Raw genomic sequence first — 18,051 nt, forward strand, 5'->3', positions numbered from 1 at the left:
ACGCTACCGAGCCGGCCGGCGGCGCACCGACCCGTTTACGCCTCGTCGTCCTCCTCCCGGCCGCCTCGGGGCGGCGCGGGACGTGCGGCGCGGCCGGTGTCACAGGGGCGAGGCAGAATCGCATCCGTGCTGGTGGCGGTGGTGTCCGACGAGCGGGGCGGGGGAGTGCTCCAGCCGCTGCGTGGGGACGGCTCGCCCGCCGGCCCGGCCGAGCCGGTCACCGACCTGGCCGCCGCGGTCGCCGCGCACGAGGCCGCCGACCGTCCGCGCTGGGTGTGGGCGTCCGGGGCGACGCTCTACCCGGCGCTGCTGCGGGCCGGGGTGCGGCTGGACCGTTGCCACGACGTCGAGCTGACCGAGGCGCTGCTGCTCGGGCACGCCGGCCGCTGGGGTGAGCCGCGCTCGCTCGCCGCCGCGTACGCCCGGCTCACCGGCGCGGCCGTGCCGCCCGACCCGCCGCCCCGGCCGCCGGCCCCGCCCGGCGACGGCCAGGGGTCGCTCTTCGAGGCCGTCCCCGGGCCGCCGGGCCCGGGCATCGAGGCGCTGGCCCGGGTGTACGCCGACCAGCTCGCCCGGGTCGCCGCGACCGCGCACCCCGGCCGGTTCCGGCTGCTGGTCGCCGCCGAGTCGGCCGGTGCGCTGATCGCGGTGGAGATGGCCGCCGCCGGCCTGCCGTGGCGCGCCGACGTGCACGACGCCATCCTCGGCGAGCTGCTCGGCGAGGCGTCCCCGGTGGGCGGGCCGCCCCGCCGGCTGGCCGAGCTGGCCGCCCTGATCGCCGACGCGTTCGGCGTTCGCCAGCTGCACACCGACTCCCCGGCGGAGCTGCTGCGGGCCTTCGCCCGGGCCGGGGTCGAGCTGCCCAACACGCGGGCCTGGGTGCTGCGCGGCGTCGACCACCCGGCGGTGCCGCTGGTGCTGGAATACAAGGAGCTCTACCGGATCTGGACGGCGCACGGCCGGGCCTGGCGGGACGCCTGGGTCTCCGACGGCCGGTTCCAGCCGGAGTACGTCCCCGGCGGGGTGGTCTCCGGGCGGTGGGCCACCCGGGGCGGCGGGGCGTTGCAGATCCCCAAGGTGATCCGGCGGGCGGTGATGGCCGACCCGGGCTGGCGGCTGGTGGTGGCCGACGCCGGCCAGTTGGAGCCCCGGGTGCTCGCCGCGGTCTCCGGCGACGCCCGGCTCGCCGCGGCGGGCGGGGCCGGCGACCTCTACGCCGCCCTCGCCCAGGACGCCTTCGCCGGTGACCGGCCCCGGGCCAAGGTGGCCCTGCTCGGCGCGATGTACGGCCAGACCGGCGGGGCGGCGCTGCCCGCGCTGGCGGTGCTCAAGCGCAGCTACCCGACCGCGTTCGGGTACGTCGAGGCGGCCGCCCGCACCGGCGAGGCGGGCGGGTTGGTCCGCTCCTGGCTGGGGCGTACCTGCCCGCCGGGGACGGCCGGCTTCACCGGCGGTGACGACGGGGCGCCCGATCCGGACCTCGGGGGCGACCCACAGTCGCCGCGGGCCCGGGCGGCCCGGTCGCGCGGCCGGTTCACCCGGAACTTCGTCATCCAGGCCACCGCGGCCGAGTGGGCGTCCACGCTGCTCGCCACGCTCCGCGGCGAGCTGGCCGGCACCGAGGCGGAGCTGGTCTTCTTCCAGCACGACGAGGTGATCGTGCACTGCCCGGCGGAGCGGGCCGAGGCGGTCGCCGAGGCGGTGACCCGGTCGGGGGCGCGGGCGTCGGCGCTGCTCTTCGGGGACACTCCGGTCCGTTTCCCGCTGGACGTGTCCATCGTCGACTGCTACGCCGACGCGACCTGAGGGCGCGCCGGCCGCCCTCGGTGTGGTGCTGCTCGTGCTGTCCCGCCGTCGCCGCAATGGCGCTTCAGACCCCGCGACCTTCGACGACGATGATGGATATGCGACCCGCTGCGCCCCTGGATCGAAGACAGTGGGAGCGTGAACCCGCAGCTGTCCGGCAACGGATGCCGTCCCGGCGCGTCCAGCGACCGCCGGTCCTCGGCTGTGCCGACGCCGCGCGGGCCCGGAGCGGGCTGGCCCGCTGATGGCGGCGGCGAGCGGGTGGGGGTGGCATGACGGGCTTGCGTACCGACCTGTACGAGCTGCGGATGGCGGCCAGCTATCTGCGCCGCGACATGGTGGACCAGGCCACGTTCAGCCTCTTCGTCCGCCGCCTGCCACCCCGGCGTGGGTTCCTGGTCGCCGCCGGGCTGGCCGAGGCGCTGGCGTTCCTGGAAGGCTTCGCGTTCGACGACGAGGAGCTGGGCTATCTGCGCGACGTCGTCGGGCTCGACCCGCCAACCCTGACGGCCCTTGCCGGGATGCGGTTCACCGGGGACGTCTGGGCCGTGCCGGAGGGCCGCGTGGTGTTCGCCGACGAGCCGCTGCTGGAGGTGACCGCGCCGATCGCCGAGGCGCAGCTGGTGGAGACCGCCGTGCTCAACCTGCTCACCTTCCACACCACGGTGGCCAGCAAAGCTGCCCGCTGCCGGCTCGCCGCCCCGGACGCGCAGCTGATCGACTTCGCGTTCCGCCGTACCCACGGGATCGAGGCCGGGGCGGGCGTGGCCCGGGCGTCGGCCATCGCCGGCTTCGCCGCGACCAGCGACGTGGAGGCCGCGAGGCGCTACGGCCTCCGACCGTCGGGAACGATGGCCCACTCGTACGTCGAGGCGTTTCCCGACGAGCGTGCCGCGTTCCGGGCGTTCGCCGCCGACTTTCCCACGAACCCGGTGTTCCTCGTCGACACCTATGACACCCCCGCCGGTGTGCGGGCCGCCGTCGACGTGGTCACCGAGCTGGGGTTGACCGGGCCGCTGGGGATCCGGCTCGACTCGGGCGATCTCGCCGCGCTGGCCCGGGAGGCGCGCGGGATCCTGGACGGCGCCGGGCTCACCCGGGCGCAGATCGTGGCCAGCGGCAGCCTGGACGAGGACGTCATCGCCGCCCTCGTCGCCCAGGGCGCGCCGATCGACGCCTACGGCGTCGGTACCCGGATGGGTGTCTCCTTCGACGCGCCCTCCCTGGACAGCGCCTACAAACTCGTCGCCTTCGGCGACCGGCCGGTGCTCAAGCTGTCGCCCGGCAAGGCCACCCTGCCGGGTCCCAAGCAGGTCTTTCGTGATCCAAGCGGGGAGAGCGGCGACGTGGTCGGGATGCGCGACGAACCGCCACCGGCCGGCCGCGAGTCGCTGCTGGTGCCGGTGATGCGCGGCGGACGCCGCCTGGACGCGGCCGATCCGGCCGGCGAGGTGCGGGCCGCCCGCCACCGGTTCGACGCGGACCTCGCCTGGCTGCCCGTCGCGGCGCGCCGGTTGGCCGACCCGATCCCGCCCACCGTCGCGGTCAGCCCCGGGCTCGCCGCGCTCCGCGACCGGGTGACCGCACAGGTGGGGAGGGGCGGCAGGTTCTGACCACGGCGTGGCGAGGCCGACGCGGGGAGCGGCACATCGTCGACGGCGGCCACCCGGGGGAGCGGGGGCCGCCGTCGTGGCGATGGTCAGCGGTAGATGTGCACCGGTACGCCGACGTAGATGGTCGACCACAGGCGGTTCATGGCCGGGATCGGCACCCGGACGCAGCCGTGGCTGGCCGGGTAGGTGGGGACGGACGTGGCGCCGTGCACCGCGTAGCCGTAGTAGAAGTAGTTCGGCCGCCACAGCAGGCCGAGCGAGCTCTCCCGCCAGCCGTCGATCCGGCGCTGGATGGTGAAGTTGCCGGTCGGCGTCGGGGTGCTGGACTTTCCGCTCGACGCGTCCAGGATCCGTACGACCGACCCCGCGCGTGCCAGGTACAGCACCTGCCTGGTCAGGTTCGTCTCCAGCGAGTAGCCGGAGTGGGTGTACTTCGGCCTGGGGATCACCGGGTGGTCCAGGGCTGCCCAGGTGTACGGCCCGACGATCCCGTCCCGGGTCAGGCCGTTCACCTTCTGGAAGGCGACGACCGCGTGGTACGTCGAGGGTCCGAAGATCCCGTCGGCGGCGCCCACGTCGTAGTGCAGCGCGGCGAGCCGCCGCTGGAGGTTGGTCACCGCGGTGCCCCGCGAACCCTGGCGCAGTACCGGCAGGGTCGTGGCCAGCGCCTGGGTGGCGAGTGATTGCGTGGCGAAGGTCGTGGCGGCCGTGGTGGAGATGCGACCGCCCGCCGACGCTGACTGGGCGGGAATGAGCAGGCTGGTGGCGACCAGGACGACCACCCCGAGAGCCTTGCCTGAGCGAGGGTGTCGTTTGGGTGTAGCGGGAACCATCGTTCCTCCCTTCGGAACTCTGTCACCTGACCGTAGTTCGCCGAGGCGATGGGCCGCTGTCCCCCATACAACAATTAGCCTTGATGCCTGAACGGGTGCTGCCGACCTGTCGTCGGTTGTTCTTCGAGGTCAGGACCATGGTGGCAGGTTCAACCGCCGCGCCGATCCCGGCAGATGCGGTGCACTGTCGGTTGTCGCACATGTCGTCGTCGGATGTGGATAGACGAACGCCCGCACGCTCGCTCCCGCCTGGGGGCGGGCCGGCGTCGTCGGGCTGCCGCGGTCTCAGCTGCGTCAATTATCCGTTTCGCCCCGACACTCATCGCCGCGGTGGTCGTTGCACCCGGTGTGCGTAGGAGGGGACGGAAGCGGCCAGCCGCTGCGGCGGTTCCCGTCAACAGTGGAGGTGGCCCGCTGAGTCGGATCGCAGGAATGATCATCGCAGCGGGCGGGGGACGCCGGATCGGCGGACCCGAGGCGCTGCTGCACCAGGGGGAGAAGCCCCTGGTGAACCAGATGATCGACACGATGACCGAGGCGGGCTGCGAGCAGATCGTGGTCGTCCTGGGCGCCGCCGCCGACCAGGTCCGGGAGACCGCCGACCTGAGCCGGGCCACGGTGGTGATCAACCGGGCCTGGGGCACCGGGGTCGGCTCCTCCATCCGGGCCGGCCTGGCCGCTCTCACCGACGAGGAGATCGAGGCGGTGGTGGTGGTGCCGGTGGACATGCCCGGCCTGACCGCCGCCGCGGTGCGCCGGGTCACCGCGCTGCCGTACCCGGACGTGCTGGTCTGCGCCACCTACGACGGGCTGCGCGGCTACCCGATGCTCTTCGGCCGCCGGCACTGGTCCGGCATCGCCACCCTGGCCAGCGCGGACGTCGGCGCCCGGCCGTACCTGCTGGCGCACAAGGACCAGATCGTCGACATCTCCTGCGACTCGGTGGCCGACGGCAGCCGGGTGGACACGCCCGAGCTGATGGCGCTCTACGGGCTCACCGTGCCGCCGCAGCGGGTCGGCGTCTGAGCCGGCGCGGGACGGCGACGGAGGGCCCGACGGGCTAGGGTCACGGCGTGCGACCCCCCGCGGACCTGCTCGAACCCGACGCGCCGGCCGAGGCGCTGACCCACAACCCGCTCAACGGGGTCACCGGCGGCATCTGGCGGACCCGGTACGCCGGCCGCCCCGCGGTGCTCAAGCTGATCACCCCGCCGGGGGCGGGCAGCGGCCCGGCGCACTGGGCCGGCAGCGACGACCCGGGGCACTGGAACTACTGGCGGCGCGAGGTCGAGGCGTACCGCAGCGGGCTGGCCACCACCGGCTGGGCCGACGCCGGCCTGACCGGGCCCGCGCCGCTGGCCGTCGAGGACCGTCCGGACGGCAGCGTGGCGCTCTGGCTGACCGAGGCGGCCGGTCGCCCGGGCACCGAGTGCACGGTGGACGACCTGCACGACGTGGCCCGACGGCTGGGCGTGGCGCACGCCGCCCGGCTCGCCGCCCCCGTCGCGGCCGTGCCGACCGCCCGCCGGCCGGCGCCGCCGGCCGGCCACGAGTGGCTGGCCCGGGACTGGCTGCGCGACTACACGCTCAGCCGGCCGGTCACCGAGCCGGTGCGGTGGGACCATCCGGTGGCCGTCGCGGCCTGGCCGGAGCCGCTCCGCGCCGGCCTGCGGACGCTCTGGCGGCGGCGGCACGACGTCCTCGCCGCCACCGACCGGCTGCCCCGCACCCTGAGCCACCACGACGTCTGGCCGACCAACCTGGTTCTCACCGACGCCGGCCCGGTGCTGCTGGACTGGTCCTTCGTCGGCCCCGGCCCGATCGGCGAGGACGCCGCCAACCTGGTCCTCGACACCTTCCTCGACGGCCTGGTCGACGTCGGGCTGCTGCCCGACGTGGCCGCCGCCGTGCTGGACGGCTACCTCGACGGGCTGCGGGGCGCCGTCGAACCGGGGACGGTCGTCCGCGCGGTCCGGGCGACCGGCGCGGCGAAGTACTTCTGGCTCGCGCCGGTGATGCTCAACCGGGCGGGCGGCGCCACCGGCCAGACCTACGACCGGCGGGACGAGGCGGCGATCTTCGCCGGCCGCCGGCCCGTGCTGGACCTGCTCGCCGCCTGGGCCGCCGACACGCTCGACTGACCGGTCAGCGCAGGTCGAACAGGGCGGCGGCGCTGTCCCAGCAGACCGCCCGCAGCCAGTCGTCGCCCAGGTCGAGCCGGGCCAACCCGGCCAACTGGGTGGCGTACGGGTAGGGGATGTTCGGGAAGTCGCTGCCCAGCAGCACCTTCCCGGCCAGGCCCAGCTCGCGCAGCCGGGGCAGCTCGTCGGCGGGGAACGGCACGAAGCGGTCGAAGAACGGGGTGAACGCCATGGTGGTGTCCAGCCGGACCCGCTCGTACCGCTCGGCGAGGTCGAGGAAGGCGGCGTAGTCGGGCGCGCCGAGGTGCGCCACGATCGCGGCCAGCCGGGGGTGCCGGTCCAGCAGCGCGGCGAAGCCCTCCGGCCCGGTGTGCGCGGTGCCGACCGGGGCGTGCCCGGCGTGCACCACCACCGGGGTCCCGGTCTCGGCGAGCAGCCCCCACACCCGGTCCAGCGCCGGGTCGGTCGGCGTGAACCCGCCGACCTGGACGTGCACCTTGAACACCCGCGCGCCCTCGGCGAGGGCGTCGGCGACGTACCGGTCGGCCCCGGGCTCGGGGAAGAAGGTCGCCGAGGGCAGGCAGCCGGGCGTGGCGCGGGCGAAGTCGAGCGTCCACCGATTCAGCTCGGCCGCCATCCCGGGCCGGTGCGGGTACGCCAGCGCGCTGAACGCCCGTACGCCCATCCGCCGCAGGTGCGCCACCCGCTCCTGGTCGCTCCACCGGTACCGGATCGGCCACTCGGTGCCGACCAGCGGCCCGGCGGCGTCGAAGTATGCCCAGACCCGGCGCAGCAGCCGGGGCGGCAGGAAGTGCACGTGCACGTCGGCCAGCCCGGGCAGGCCGAGCTCCCGCCAGAACGCGGGTACGGCGTCGTCGTCGGCGGGCGGCAGCGCGCTCACACCTCGATGTTGAAGCGGTGCAGCACCGACGGGGCCACCAGACCGACGGCGGCGAGGACGGAGAGCAGGGTGAGCGCGGTGCGCAGCACCACCACCTCCGCCTTGCTGCCGGTGCGCAGGGCGATGCTGTTGGGCAGGCCGACCATCGTCCACATCCGCCGTTTGATCGGGATGGGCCAGAGGATCGGCACGCCGGCCTTGGTGATCATGTCGCCGAGGATGTGCACGAAGCAGCCCACCCCGACGGCGAGCCCGATCATCGGGTAGCCCCGGTCGCCCGGCAGGTTGGCGAACGTGTACCAGGCGGCGCCGGCCGAGGCGAGCGTCACGATCACCCAGCCGGCGCGCTCGGCCCACTCGTCGAAGAGCCCGCGCAGGGCCAGGCCGATCATGAAGAACAGGACGCCCACCACGGCCCACTTGCCGTACGCGGTGCAGAGCGCGGTGGTGCCCCAGCCGACCAGCGCGGTGAACGGCAGGGTGTGGGTCAGCGTCCGGTGGCCGTTGTTGCGGCGCGGGTCGCGGCTGAGCTTGGTCGCGTAGTAGACGCCGAGCGAGATCTTCTCCATCACCTCGGCGATGAAGAGCGAGAAGACCCCGAAGGTCCGGGCCACGGTGGCGCCGCCCTGGTTGCGGGTCACCTTGCCGGAGAGGTCGAGGTCGGGGAAGAGCGCGCCGCCGGCGCAGACCGCCGTGCCGACCGCCAGCGCCAGCGGCGACTGGTGGTAGTCGGTGAAGTGGTCCAGCGCCCATGATCCGGTCAGCCACACGGCCGCGCCGGACAGCGCGTGGGACGGTCCCATCATGTCGCCTCGCCCCTCCCCAGGTTCTTGATCCACAAAACTACGCCACTGTGTCAGAGCGGCCTGCGAGGGGCAATCATCCGGACGGTCCACAGGGGATGATGTCAGGCGGGAACCAACCTGAAGCTCTGCCGGATCATCAGCAAGTATGTCGCGTTGACCTGCCAGTCGAACTCGTTCGTCAACCATGCGACGGTGTACGCCCGCCCCGGGGCGACGGTCAGGATCATCCGGGCGCTGTGCACCTGGTCGCCGGCGGCGGTGGTCCAGGCGCACTCCCACAGCGCGCCGCCCTGGAACATGTCCATCGGGCTGATGTCGACCCGGCGGTAGGCGGCCAACTTGCCCGCCCCGGTGAGCCGGCGCTCCTCGGTCTTCCAGTACGCCACCGGGTCGGCCGGGGCGGCGCCGGCCGCCACGCTCAGCACCCGGGCGCCGCGGGGCTCCCGGAAGCAGGTGGCCGCCCCGTCGGGGTAGCGCAGCCAGCCGATCGGGACGGCGATCTGGAAGCCGGTCGGATCCTCGTACCAGGTCCAACCGCGCACCAACCCGTACCGGACGCCGGACGGCGGGGGCGCCGACGGGACCGGGCGGGCGTCGGCGGGAGCCGGCGCGGCGCAGGGGAAGGCGCCGGGGCGGGCCACCGTCGTACCGCCGTCGGAGCCCGGCATCGACGGCGTGCCGCCCCCGCCGGTGTCCCGCAGGGCCAGCGCCACCCAGGCCGACGCGAGCAGCGTGACCGCGGCGGCGCCGGCCGCGACCAGCGTGCGGCGCCGGCCGCGCGGTGCGGCGCCGGCGGCCGGGGCCGGATCGTCCGACCGGCCGGGCGGTGGCGCGCCGTCGAGGGCCGGGACGAGGTGGCGCGGCCCTCGCCCCGCCTCCGGCAGCGCGGCGGGGTCGGGGAGCGCCGCCCGCAGCAGCGGCTCCACCTGGGCGGCCGTCAGCCGCCGCGCGGGGTCGCGCTGGAGCAGGCCGTCGAGCACCGGCCGCAGCGGCCCGGCCCGGAGCGCCGGGTCGGGCGGCTCGGTGGCCAGCGCGCTCAGCGTCGCCATCGCGCTGGCCCGGGCGTACGGGGACTGCCCCTCGACGGCGGCGTGCAGCGTGGCGCCGAGCGACCACAGGTCGGTGCGCGGGTCCGACACGCCCTCCCGGGCCCGCTCCGGGGCGACGAACTGCGGCGAGCCGAGCACCAGGCCCGGCCCGGTCATCAACCCGTCGCCGCCGTCGAAGGTGGCCAGCCCGAAGTCGGTCAGCACCACCCGCCCGTCGTCGGCGACCAGCACGTTGTGCGGCTTGACGTCGCGGTGCAGCACCCCGGCGGCGTGCGCGGCGCGCAGCGCGGCCAGCACCGCGAGCCCGATCTCGGCGACCCGGCCGGGCTCCAGCGGCCCGTCGGTGCCGAGGATCTGCTGCACCGAGCGGGACGGCACGTACTCCATCACGATCCACGGGCTGTCCCGGTCGTGCACCACGTCGTAGATGCGCACCACGTTGGGGTGGTTGAGCCGGGCCGCCGTCCGCGCCTCGCGCAGGGTCCGCAGCCGCAGTTCCTCGCGCTCGGACTCGGCCAGCCAGTTCGGCGGGACGACCTCCTTCACCGCGACGTCGCGGTGCAGCATCTCGTCGCGGGCCAGCCAGACCCGGCCCATCCCGCCGCTGCCGACCAGATCGAGCAGCCGGTACCGCCCGGCGACCAGCTGCTGCTGCACGTCGTTCCCCCTCGGCTACCCCCGGGTACACGATATCCAGGGCGGTCGGCATTCTCATCCGCAGCACGCCCGGTGCGGCGGTGGCTGCGCCTCAGGTGGGGGAGACCTGCTCCGCCCTCCGGCCGCGCAGGCTGTCCCGGGCCACGGTGAGCCGTTCCTGGGCGGCGTCCCACTGCTGGTCGGCGGTGCTCCAGCCGATCAGCCAGCCGGCGCGGTCCCCGCCGGGCAGCAGCCGCAGCGCGTGGTGCCGTTCCCGGAACGGGGTGGTCCAGCGGGACTCCCAGGCGGCCCCGCCGTCGCCGGCCGGTCCGAGCTGGAGCTTCTGGTACTCCACCAGGGTGCCGGCGGTGAGCTGCTGCTGCTCCTCGGTCCGCAGCCGGGCCACGGGGTCGGTGCCCGGGGCGACCGCCTGGACGCTGAGGGTCAGCGGTGAGCCGGGGTCGCGGAAGCAGTCCACCGCCCCCTGGCGGGAGCGCAGCCAGCCGACCGGTACGGCCACCCGGTAGCCGTCGCCGGCGTACCAGGTCCAGCCGGACGGCGGGTGGAAGCCGTCCTCGGTGGTCGTGGGCAGGACGGTGACCGGCGTGCCGGCGGCCTCGCGCCGCAGGCACGGGAACGGCGGCGGGGTCACCGGGCCGCGGCCACCGGGCGGCGGTGGCGGCCCGTCCCCGTCGGGATCGTGCCGGTCCGGGTGCTCCCCGGGCTCCCCGCTCGCCGGGATGACCAGCGTGGGTTTGCGGTCGTTGCGGGTGACGGCGAGCGCGGTGCCCACCCCGGCGACGGCGGCCACCAGCAGGGCCGTGGCGGCCAGCGCCCAGCGCCGCTCGCCCGAGGTGAGCCAGGCCAGCAGGCCGTTCCGTCCGGCGTCGTCCCGGTCCGAACCGGACCCGGCGCTCGCCCCCTGCCCGCCGCGTTCCCGCTCCGCCCCGGAGCCGGCCGTCGGCCGGCCCGAGCGGACGTCCCCGGGACCGCCGCCCGGCCCGTCGGCCCACGGGTCGGCCGAGCCCGCCGGGGCGGACCCGGGCGTCGTACCGGAGCCGCCGGGCTTCGCCGTGCCGGGCCAGGGCGGGGGAGGGGCGATCACCGCCGTGCGGGCCACCGGCAGCACGACCGTCGGTGGCTCCGAGATGGGCGCCGGCCGGGTCACCGTCTCCAGTAGCCGGTTCGCCTCGTCGTGGCCGATCCGCTGCCGGGGGTCACGGCGCAGCAGCCCCTCCAGCACGGGACGCAGCGGGCCGGCGTGCGGGGCCGGGTCCGGCGGCGAGGAGGCCAGCGCCGCGAGGGTCGCCATGGCGGTGCTGCGGGCGTACGGGGACCGCCCCTCCACCGACGCGTGCAGGGTGGCGCCGAGCGACCAGAGGTCGGCCTCCACGCTGGACACCCCCTCGGCGGCCCGTTCCGGGGCGACGAACTGGGGGGAGCCGAAGACCATGCCGGGCCGGGTCATCAGCCCGTCGCCGCCGTCGAAGACGGCCAGCCCGAAGTCGGTGAGCATGACCCGGCCGTCCTCGGCGACCAGCACGTTCTGCGGCTTCACGTCCCGGTGCAGCACCCCGGCGGTGTGCGCGGCGCGCAGCGCGGCCAGCAGCGCCAGCCCGATGTCGGCCGCCCGCACGGGGTCGAGCGGGCCGGTGGTGTCCAGGACGGTCTGCAACGACCGGGAGGCGACGTACTCCATCACGATCCACGGCCGGTCGTCGACCTGGACGACGTCGTAGAGCCGTACCACGTTGGGGTGGTTGAGCTGGGCCGCCGTCCGCGCCTCGCGCAGCGTGCGCAGCTGCAGCTCGTCGCGTTCCGACTCGGCGAGCCAGTGCGGCGGGACGACCTCCTTGACCGCCACCTCACGGTGCAGCATCTCGTCCCGGGCCCGCCACACCCGCCCCATCCCGCCCCGACCGACCAGTTCGAGCAGTCGGTACCGCCCGGCGATCGTCACCTGCTGCACCATGCTCCTCACCGTTGGCCGACGTACAACTTAGCCAATGGATCGGGGGAGACCTATCGGTCGTCGGGCCGGCGCGTCAGCAGGCCGCTCCGTCCATCGCCAGCAGGTTCCCCTCGGGGATGGTGATCCGGGACCGTCCACCCGCGAGCTGGGTGGCGGCCCGGCGGGCCTGGAAGCTGCCGTGGTCCCGGCGGGCGGCGGCGTAGACGCCCGCGGTCCGGGCGGCGATGGTGGCCCAGCCGTACCGCTCGGCGACCATGGTGCGGGCCCGGCGGGCCACCCGGCGGGCGAAGACCTCGTCGCCGAGGAGCTGGCCGACCGCGCCGGCGAGGGCTTCCGGGTCGCTGTGCGGGAAGGTCACCCCGGTGACGCCCGGTTCGACGATCTCGGCCAGCCCACCGGTGCGGGCCACCGCCAGCGGCGCCCCGGCGGCCGCCGCCTCCAGGGCGATCATGCCGAACGGCTCGTAGAGGCTGGGGATCACGGTCGCGTCGGTGGCGGCGAGCACCGCGGGGAGCTGGCTGGAGTTCATGAAACCGGCGAAGCGGACGGTCTCCCCGAGGTGCAGCCGCCGCGCCTCGGCCACCAGTTCCTCCCGGTACGGCCCGTCGCCGGCGATCACCACGCGCAACCCGGGGTGCCGGTCGCGCAGGTGCGGCACGGCGTGCACCAGGTGCTGGACGCCCTTCTCGTAGACCAGCCGGCCGGCGTACCCGATCAGCGGGCCGTCCGCGGCGAACCGGGCGCGGGCCGACGTGACCGCGCGGGGGCGGGCGTGCCAGGCCCGGTGGTCGACGCCGTTGGCGACCACGTCGACCCGGGCCGCGGGCACGTCGAAGAGCCGGGTGACCTGTTCCCGCATGTACCCGGAGCAGGCGATCACCCGGGCCGAGGCGGTGCTGATCCAGTGTTCGACGCCGTGGATGGTGCGGTTCATCTCCTCCGGCAGCCAGCCCTGGTGCCGGCCCGCCTCGGTGGCGTGGATGGTGGTGACCAGCGGCAGGTCCAGGTGGTCGGCGAGGGTGACCGCGGTGTGCGCGACCAGCCAGTCGTGGGCGTGCACGACGTCGTAGTCGCCGGACTCGGCGGCGCGCAGGGCGGTCCGGGTCAGGGTGTGGTTGAACGCCATCGTCCAGGCCAGCAGTGAGCCGGTGGCCAGCGGAAAGGTGACCGGGTCCTCCGGCGCCCGCAGGATCCGCACCCCGTCGGCGTACTCCTCCAGGGGTGCGCCGTCGGCGTGCCGGGTGACGACGGTGACCTCGTGACCGGCGGCGGCCAGGGCGACCGAGAGGGCGTGTACGTGCCGGCCGAGGCCGCCGACCAGCACGGGTGGGTATTCCCAGGAGAGGATGAGCACCCGCTGGTGCCGGGCGGGGTGGATGTCGATCACGTCGGCGTCAGGTGACATGCGGCCCCCTTTGAGTTGGTCCCGGGCGCGCGCCGATCGACACCCGTGCAGGGTGCCTCCGTGTCGCCCGAGGTCGGAGCCCATCCTGCCCGGGGTCGGATAACCAGCGGAGACACCGTCGTTGCCGGTGTGTAACGCGTGCCTATCCGACCCGTCGGACGCGCAGCAGTTCGGCCACCGACCAGGCCTGGAAGGGGCAGCCGGTGGCGGCGTGCGGCGCGCTGCCGTCGGCCGTCTCGCTGACCGACCCTAGGCCAAACTCCCCCAAATGGCCCTCAAGTCCAACCAAAAGGTCATCGGTGGGCAGCCCGGCCTTCCGGTACGCCTCGACGAACGGCCCCACCAGCCACGGCCAGACGGTCCCCTGGTGGTACGCCCCGTCCCGCTCCGCCGGCCCGCCCCGGTGCCGGGGCGTGAACTCGGGTGAGTCCGGGGAGAGGCTGCGCGGGCCCAGCGGGGTGAACAGCCCCGCCGCCACCCGGCGCAGCGCGGCCGGGTCCGGCTCCAGCGGGGCGAACGGCAGCGACCAGGCCAGCAGCTGGTTCGGCCGGAGCAGGTCGTCGTCGTGGTGCGCCGCCCCGCCCAGCGGGTAGGCCGGCGCCGGCGCGTCCACCACGTCGTGCAGCCAGCCCGTCGGCGCCGGGAACCGCTTGCGGAACGCGTCCCGGGCCCGGTCGTGCAGCCGCCACAGCTCGCCCGCGTCCCGCCCGGCCAGCTCGGTCAGCTCGGCCATCCCGGCCAGCCCGTTCACCCAGAGCGCGTTGACCTCCACCGGCTTGCCGGTACGCGGAGTCACCGGCACCCCGTACACCCGGGCGTCCATCCAGGTCAGCGCGGTGCCCGGGGTGCCGCCCTGAGTGATCAGCCCGTCCACCGGGTCGACGGCGATGCCGTACCGGGTGCCGGCCACGTGTGACTCGACCACCCCCTGCAGCGCCGGCAGCAGCTCGTCGCCGAGGTCGGTGTCGCCAGTGACCGTCACGTGCCGGCTCACCGCGTGCAGGAACCACAGCGTCGCGTCGACGGTGTTGTACTCCACCCGGCCGGTGTCGGCGGTGTTCGCCAGCATCCCCTCCGACAGCGTCGCCGCGTACGAACGGAGCAGCTCGCGCCCCTCGTCGGCCCGGTTGGTGCAGAGGAACAACCCCTCGTACGAGGTCATCGTGTCCCGCGACCAGGCGCCGAACCACGGGTAGCCGGCCACCACGTCCGGGCCGGCCGGGGCGCGCACCACGAACGCGTCGGCGGCCAGCGTCACGGTGGCCTGCACCGGGTCGGCCGGCTTCGCCGCGGCCACCACCGCCCGATGCCGTCGCCGGGCCGCCGCGACCACCTCCGTCGCCGGTGGCGGCGGATCGGCCAGGTCACCGGCCCAGGCCAGCACCTCGACGGTGTCGCCCGGGCGGTCCAGCGCGCCGGCGAACCGGCCCGCGTACCAGAGGTCCTCCTCCGGGTGCAGCCCGCGCGCGGCCTCCTCCCGGTGGTACGCGCCACGCCACCACTGCCCCGCGGGCGTCCAGTCCGGGCCGGCCAGCCGGAACGCCCCCTCGACCACCGCGCCGCCGTCCACCGGCTCCAGCCGGGGCGTCGGCCCGTCGGCGTGCCGCTCCCCGTGCGCGTCCCGCCAGGTGGTTGCCGCGGCCAGCGCCAACCGGACCGGGCCGCCGGCGACCAGCCGGTGCACCACCGCCACGCCGGGCCGGCCGTACGTCATGGCCAGCTCCCGCTCGATCACCACGTCACCGATCCGCCACCGCCAGCGCGGCAGGCCGTCGACCAGCTCGAAGCGCTCCAGCAGCTCGTAGCCGCGCGGGTCCACCACGCCCGAGGACCACTCGTGCGCGCCCAGCCGGACGGTGGCCCCCGAGGGCAGCGTCACCGCCGGGTCCAGGCTGACCAGACCCACCGTCCGGGACGCCGGCGTCGCGCCGGCCACCACCAGCAGCCCGTGGTAGCGGCGGGTCCGCAACCCGCTGACGGTGCCCATGGCGTACCCGCCGAGGCCGTCGGTGAGCAGCCACTCGCGGGTCGCCCCAGCGGCCAGCTCGCCGCAGACCTGGGGGCCGAAACCGATCTCGATCAACTAACTTTCCTCCTGCGGCGGCGGGGTGGAACACGCCACGACGACAATGACCCCTGTGGTGAAGCACCCGGGCGGCGTCGAAGATGTGCACGTGTTCACCGACAGATCGCCCTCCGACGCACCGTCCCCCGACGCCGAGCGGCTCCGGCTCGCCCAGGCAGATGCCGGGGAGCAGGACTGGCGCGCATGGGGTCCCTATCTGTCCGAGCGGGCGTGGGGGACGGTACGGGAGGACTACAGCGAGCACGGGACGGCGTGGGACTACTTCCCCCACGACCACGCGCGGTCCAGAGCCTACCGGTGGAACGAGGACGGTATGGCGGGCGTCTGCGACGACCGGCAGACCTTCTGCTTCGCCCTCGCGCTCTGGAACGGCGAGGACCCGATCCTCAAGGAGCGGATGTTCGGCCTCGGCGGCGACGGCGGCAACCACGGCGAGGACGTCAAGGAGTACTGGTGGTACGAGGACTCCACCCCGACCCACTCCTGGATGCGCTGGCGCTACCACTACCCGCAGGCCGCCTTCCCGTACGACGAGCTGGTCGCCGTGAACGCGCTGCGTGGCCGCGACGACACCGAGTACGAGCTGGTCGACACCGGGATCTTCGACGACGACCGGTACTGGGCGGTCACCGTCGACTACGCCAAGGCCTCGCCGACCGACATGTGCATGGTGGTCACCGTGGCCAACCGGGGTGACCGGGACGCCACCCTGCACGTGCTGCCCACCCTCTGGTTCCGCAACACCTGGGCCTGGGGGCTGCCCGGCACGGACCGGGTGCCCCGGCTGGTCGGCGAGGGCTCCCGACTGCTCGGCGAGCACCGGGTGCTGGGCCAGCTCCTGCTCGAGGGCGACGGCGAGCCGACCCCGCTGCTCTGCGACAACGACACCAACGCCGAGCGGCTCTGGGGGCTGCCGGGACGCTCGGCGTACCCGAAGGACGGGATCAACGACCACGTGGTGGCCGGCGCGGACACGGTCAACCCGGACCGGGAGGGCACCAAGGGCGCGCTGCACTACGTGCTGGACGTGCCGGCGGGCGGCCGGCGGCAGATCAGGCTGCGGCTGACCCGGACGGCGCCGCCGCCCGGCGGGACGGTCCCGCCCCCGGCGGACCTCGGCGACGGCTTCGACGCGGTGGTCTGGGCCCGGCGGGCCGAGGCGAACCGGTTCTTCGCCGACGTCATCCCCGCCGCGGCCAGCGCCGACGAGGCCCTGGTGGCCCGGCAGGCGATCGCCGGCCTGATGTGGGGCAAGCAGTTCTACCACTTCGACGTCAAGCGGTGGCTGGAGGGCGATCCGGGCTCGGCGCCGCCGCCGGCCGGGCGCCGGCACGGGCGCAACAGCGCCTGGTGGCACATGAACAGCTTCGACGTGATCTCCATGCCCGACCCCTGGGAGTATCCCTGGTACGCGGCCTGGGACCTGGCCTTCCACTGCGTCAGCATCGCCCGGGTCGACCCGGGCTTCGCCAAGGAGCAGCTGCTGCTCCTGCTCCGCGAGTGGTACCTGCACCCCAACGGCCAGATCCCGGCGTACGAGTGGGCGTTCGGTGACGTGAACCCGCCGGTGCACGCCTGGGCCGCGCTCAAGGTGTTCGAGATCGACGGCTCCACCGACCACGCGTTCCTGGCCCGGGTGATGCACAAGCTGCTGCTCAACTTCACCTGGTGGGTCAACCGCAAGGACACCGGCGGCAACAACGTCTTCGAGGGCGGCTTCCTCGGGCTGGACAACGTCGGCCCGTTCGACCGCTCGGCGGCCCTGCCGGTGGCCGGGGTGCTGGAGCAGTCCGACGGCACCGGCTGGATGGCGATGTACGCGCTCAACATGCTGGACATGGCGATCGTGCTGGCCGAGCACGACCGGGCGTACGTGGACACCGCCACCAAGTTCTTCGAGCACTTCGCGTACATCGCCGCCGCCGCGTACGAGCAGGGCCTCTGGGACGACGAGGACGCCTTCTTCTACGACGTGCTGCGGCTGGCCGACGGCAGCCAGGTGCCGCTGAAGGTGCGCTCGGTGGTCGGGCTGCTGCCGCTGGCGGCCACCACCCGGCTCACCGCGAAGACCCTGCAACGCCTGCCTGAGCTGGGCGCCCGGCTGCGCTGGTTCCTCACCCACCGTCCCGAGTACGCCGACGTGATCGGCGCCCGCCGGCTCGGCCCGGACGGCCGGCAGCAGCGGCTGTTCTCCATGGTCGGCCCCGAGCAGGTGACCCGGCTGCTGGCCCGGATGCTGGACACCGACGAGTTCCTCTCCGAGTACGGCCTGCGGACGCTCAGCCGCGCGCACCTGGACAAGCCCTTCGCGGTGACCCTCGGCGGCCAGGAGTTCTGCGTCGGCTACGAGCCGGCCGAGTCGACCAGTGGCCTGTTCGGCGGCAACTCCAACTGGCGCGGCCCGATCTGGATGCCGACGAACTTCTTGCTGATCAGCGCGCTGCGCGACTACGCCGCGTTCTTCGGCGACGACCTCCAGGTGGAGTACCCGACCCGGTCCGGCCGCAAGTGCACCCTCGACGAGATCGCCGACGACCTCTCCGTCCGGCTGATCTCGCTCTTCACCCGGGACGGCTGGGGGCGACGCCCGATCTACGGCGCCGCGCAGCTCTTCCAGACCCACCCGGACTGGCGGGACCTGATCTCCTTCCCGGAGTACTTCCACGGCGACAACGGCGCCGGGCTGGGGGCGTGGCACCAGACCGGGTGGACCGCGCTGGTCGCCGACCTGATCCTCACCCTGCGCCGGTGACCGGCCCCGGCGCCCGTCGCCGGGCCCGCCGAAACCGGGATGTGGCGGGTC

Annotated in this window: 12 protein-coding genes; 5 read left to right on the forward strand and 7 right to left on the reverse strand. The window is 74.7% G+C overall.

The genetic code is table 11. The features are described 5' to 3' along the window. Positions 1 to 96: 96 nt before the first annotated feature. Together AC5RWQ_RS17915 and AC5RWQ_RS17920 are read left to right on the forward strand one after the other, a co-directional pair. Positions 97 to 1,806, forward strand: coding sequence for a bifunctional 3'-5' exonuclease/DNA polymerase (locus AC5RWQ_RS17915; protein WP_494283843.1), 1,710 nt, complete (start codon positions 97 to 99; stop codon positions 1,804 to 1,806). 272 nt (positions 1,807 to 2,078) lie between these two features. After that, positions 2,079 to 3,419, forward strand: a complete 1,341-nt coding sequence (locus tag AC5RWQ_RS17920; RefSeq protein ID WP_494283844.1) for a nicotinate phosphoribosyltransferase — start codon at positions 2,079 to 2,081, stop codon at positions 3,417 to 3,419. 86 nt (positions 3,420 to 3,505) lie between these two features. Here the strand turns inward: AC5RWQ_RS17920 and AC5RWQ_RS17925 are convergent, their stop codons facing one another. Next, positions 3,506 to 4,201 carry a L,D-transpeptidase family protein gene (locus tag AC5RWQ_RS17925; RefSeq protein ID WP_494283845.1) on the reverse strand — a complete coding sequence of 232 codons (696 nt, stop codon included), beginning with the start codon at positions 4,199 to 4,201 and terminating at the stop codon, positions 3,506 to 3,508. Between the two features lie 483 nt (positions 4,202 to 4,684). Between AC5RWQ_RS17925 and AC5RWQ_RS17930 the strand changes: the two genes are divergently transcribed. After that, on the forward strand, positions 4,685 to 5,278 hold the full coding sequence (locus AC5RWQ_RS17930) for a nucleotidyltransferase family protein (RefSeq protein WP_494283846.1): 594 nt from the start codon (positions 4,685 to 4,687) through the stop codon (positions 5,276 to 5,278). Positions 5,279 to 5,325: 47 nt separating this feature from the next. Beyond that, complete coding sequence (locus tag AC5RWQ_RS17935; protein ID WP_494283847.1) at positions 5,326 to 6,393, forward strand: phosphotransferase; 1,068 nt, start codon at positions 5,326 to 5,328, stop codon at positions 6,391 to 6,393. A 4-nt stretch (positions 6,394 to 6,397) separates the two neighbouring features. On the opposite strand, the gene AC5RWQ_RS17940 is transcribed toward AC5RWQ_RS17935, so the two are convergent. From AC5RWQ_RS17940 to AC5RWQ_RS17965, 6 genes are all read right to left on the reverse strand, one after another. Then, the gene (locus tag AC5RWQ_RS17940; protein ID WP_494283958.1) at positions 6,398 to 7,285 is read right to left on the reverse strand and encodes an amidohydrolase family protein; all 888 of its coding nucleotides are present in this window, start codon (positions 7,283 to 7,285) and stop codon (positions 6,398 to 6,400) included. Positions 7,286 to 7,290: 5 nt separating this feature from the next. Then, on the reverse strand, positions 7,291 to 8,100 hold the full coding sequence (locus AC5RWQ_RS17945) for a metal-dependent hydrolase (protein ID WP_494283848.1): 810 nt from the start codon (positions 8,098 to 8,100) through the stop codon (positions 7,291 to 7,293). 101 nt (positions 8,101 to 8,201) lie between these two features. Then, a complete protein-coding gene (locus tag AC5RWQ_RS17950; RefSeq protein WP_494283849.1) occupies positions 8,202 to 9,806 on the reverse strand; it encodes a serine/threonine-protein kinase in 1,605 nt (534 codons plus the stop codon). A gap of 91 nt (positions 9,807 to 9,897) precedes the next feature. Then, positions 9,898 to 11,757 carry a serine/threonine-protein kinase gene (locus AC5RWQ_RS17955; protein ID WP_494283850.1) on the reverse strand — a complete coding sequence of 620 codons (1,860 nt, stop codon included), beginning with the start codon at positions 11,755 to 11,757 and terminating at the stop codon, positions 9,898 to 9,900. A gap of 73 nt (positions 11,758 to 11,830) precedes the next feature. After that, on the reverse strand, positions 11,831 to 13,162 hold the full coding sequence (locus AC5RWQ_RS17960) for a glycosyltransferase family 4 protein (RefSeq protein WP_494283851.1): 1,332 nt from the start codon (positions 13,160 to 13,162) through the stop codon (positions 11,831 to 11,833). A 142-nt stretch (positions 13,163 to 13,304) separates the two neighbouring features. Then, positions 13,305 to 15,245, reverse strand: a complete 1,941-nt coding sequence (locus AC5RWQ_RS17965) for an amylo-alpha-1,6-glucosidase (protein ID WP_494283852.1) — start codon at positions 15,243 to 15,245, stop codon at positions 13,305 to 13,307. Between the two features lie 46 nt (positions 15,246 to 15,291). On the opposite strand from AC5RWQ_RS17965, the gene AC5RWQ_RS17970 reads away from it, so the two are divergent. Beyond that, positions 15,292 to 18,000 carry an MGH1-like glycoside hydrolase domain-containing protein gene (locus AC5RWQ_RS17970; RefSeq protein ID WP_494283853.1) on the forward strand — a complete coding sequence of 903 codons (2,709 nt, stop codon included), beginning with the start codon at positions 15,292 to 15,294 and terminating at the stop codon, positions 17,998 to 18,000. Positions 18,001 to 18,051 lie beyond the last annotated feature (51 nt).

The sequence above is a fragment of the Micromonospora sp. BS32 genome, from assembly GCF_059089345.1.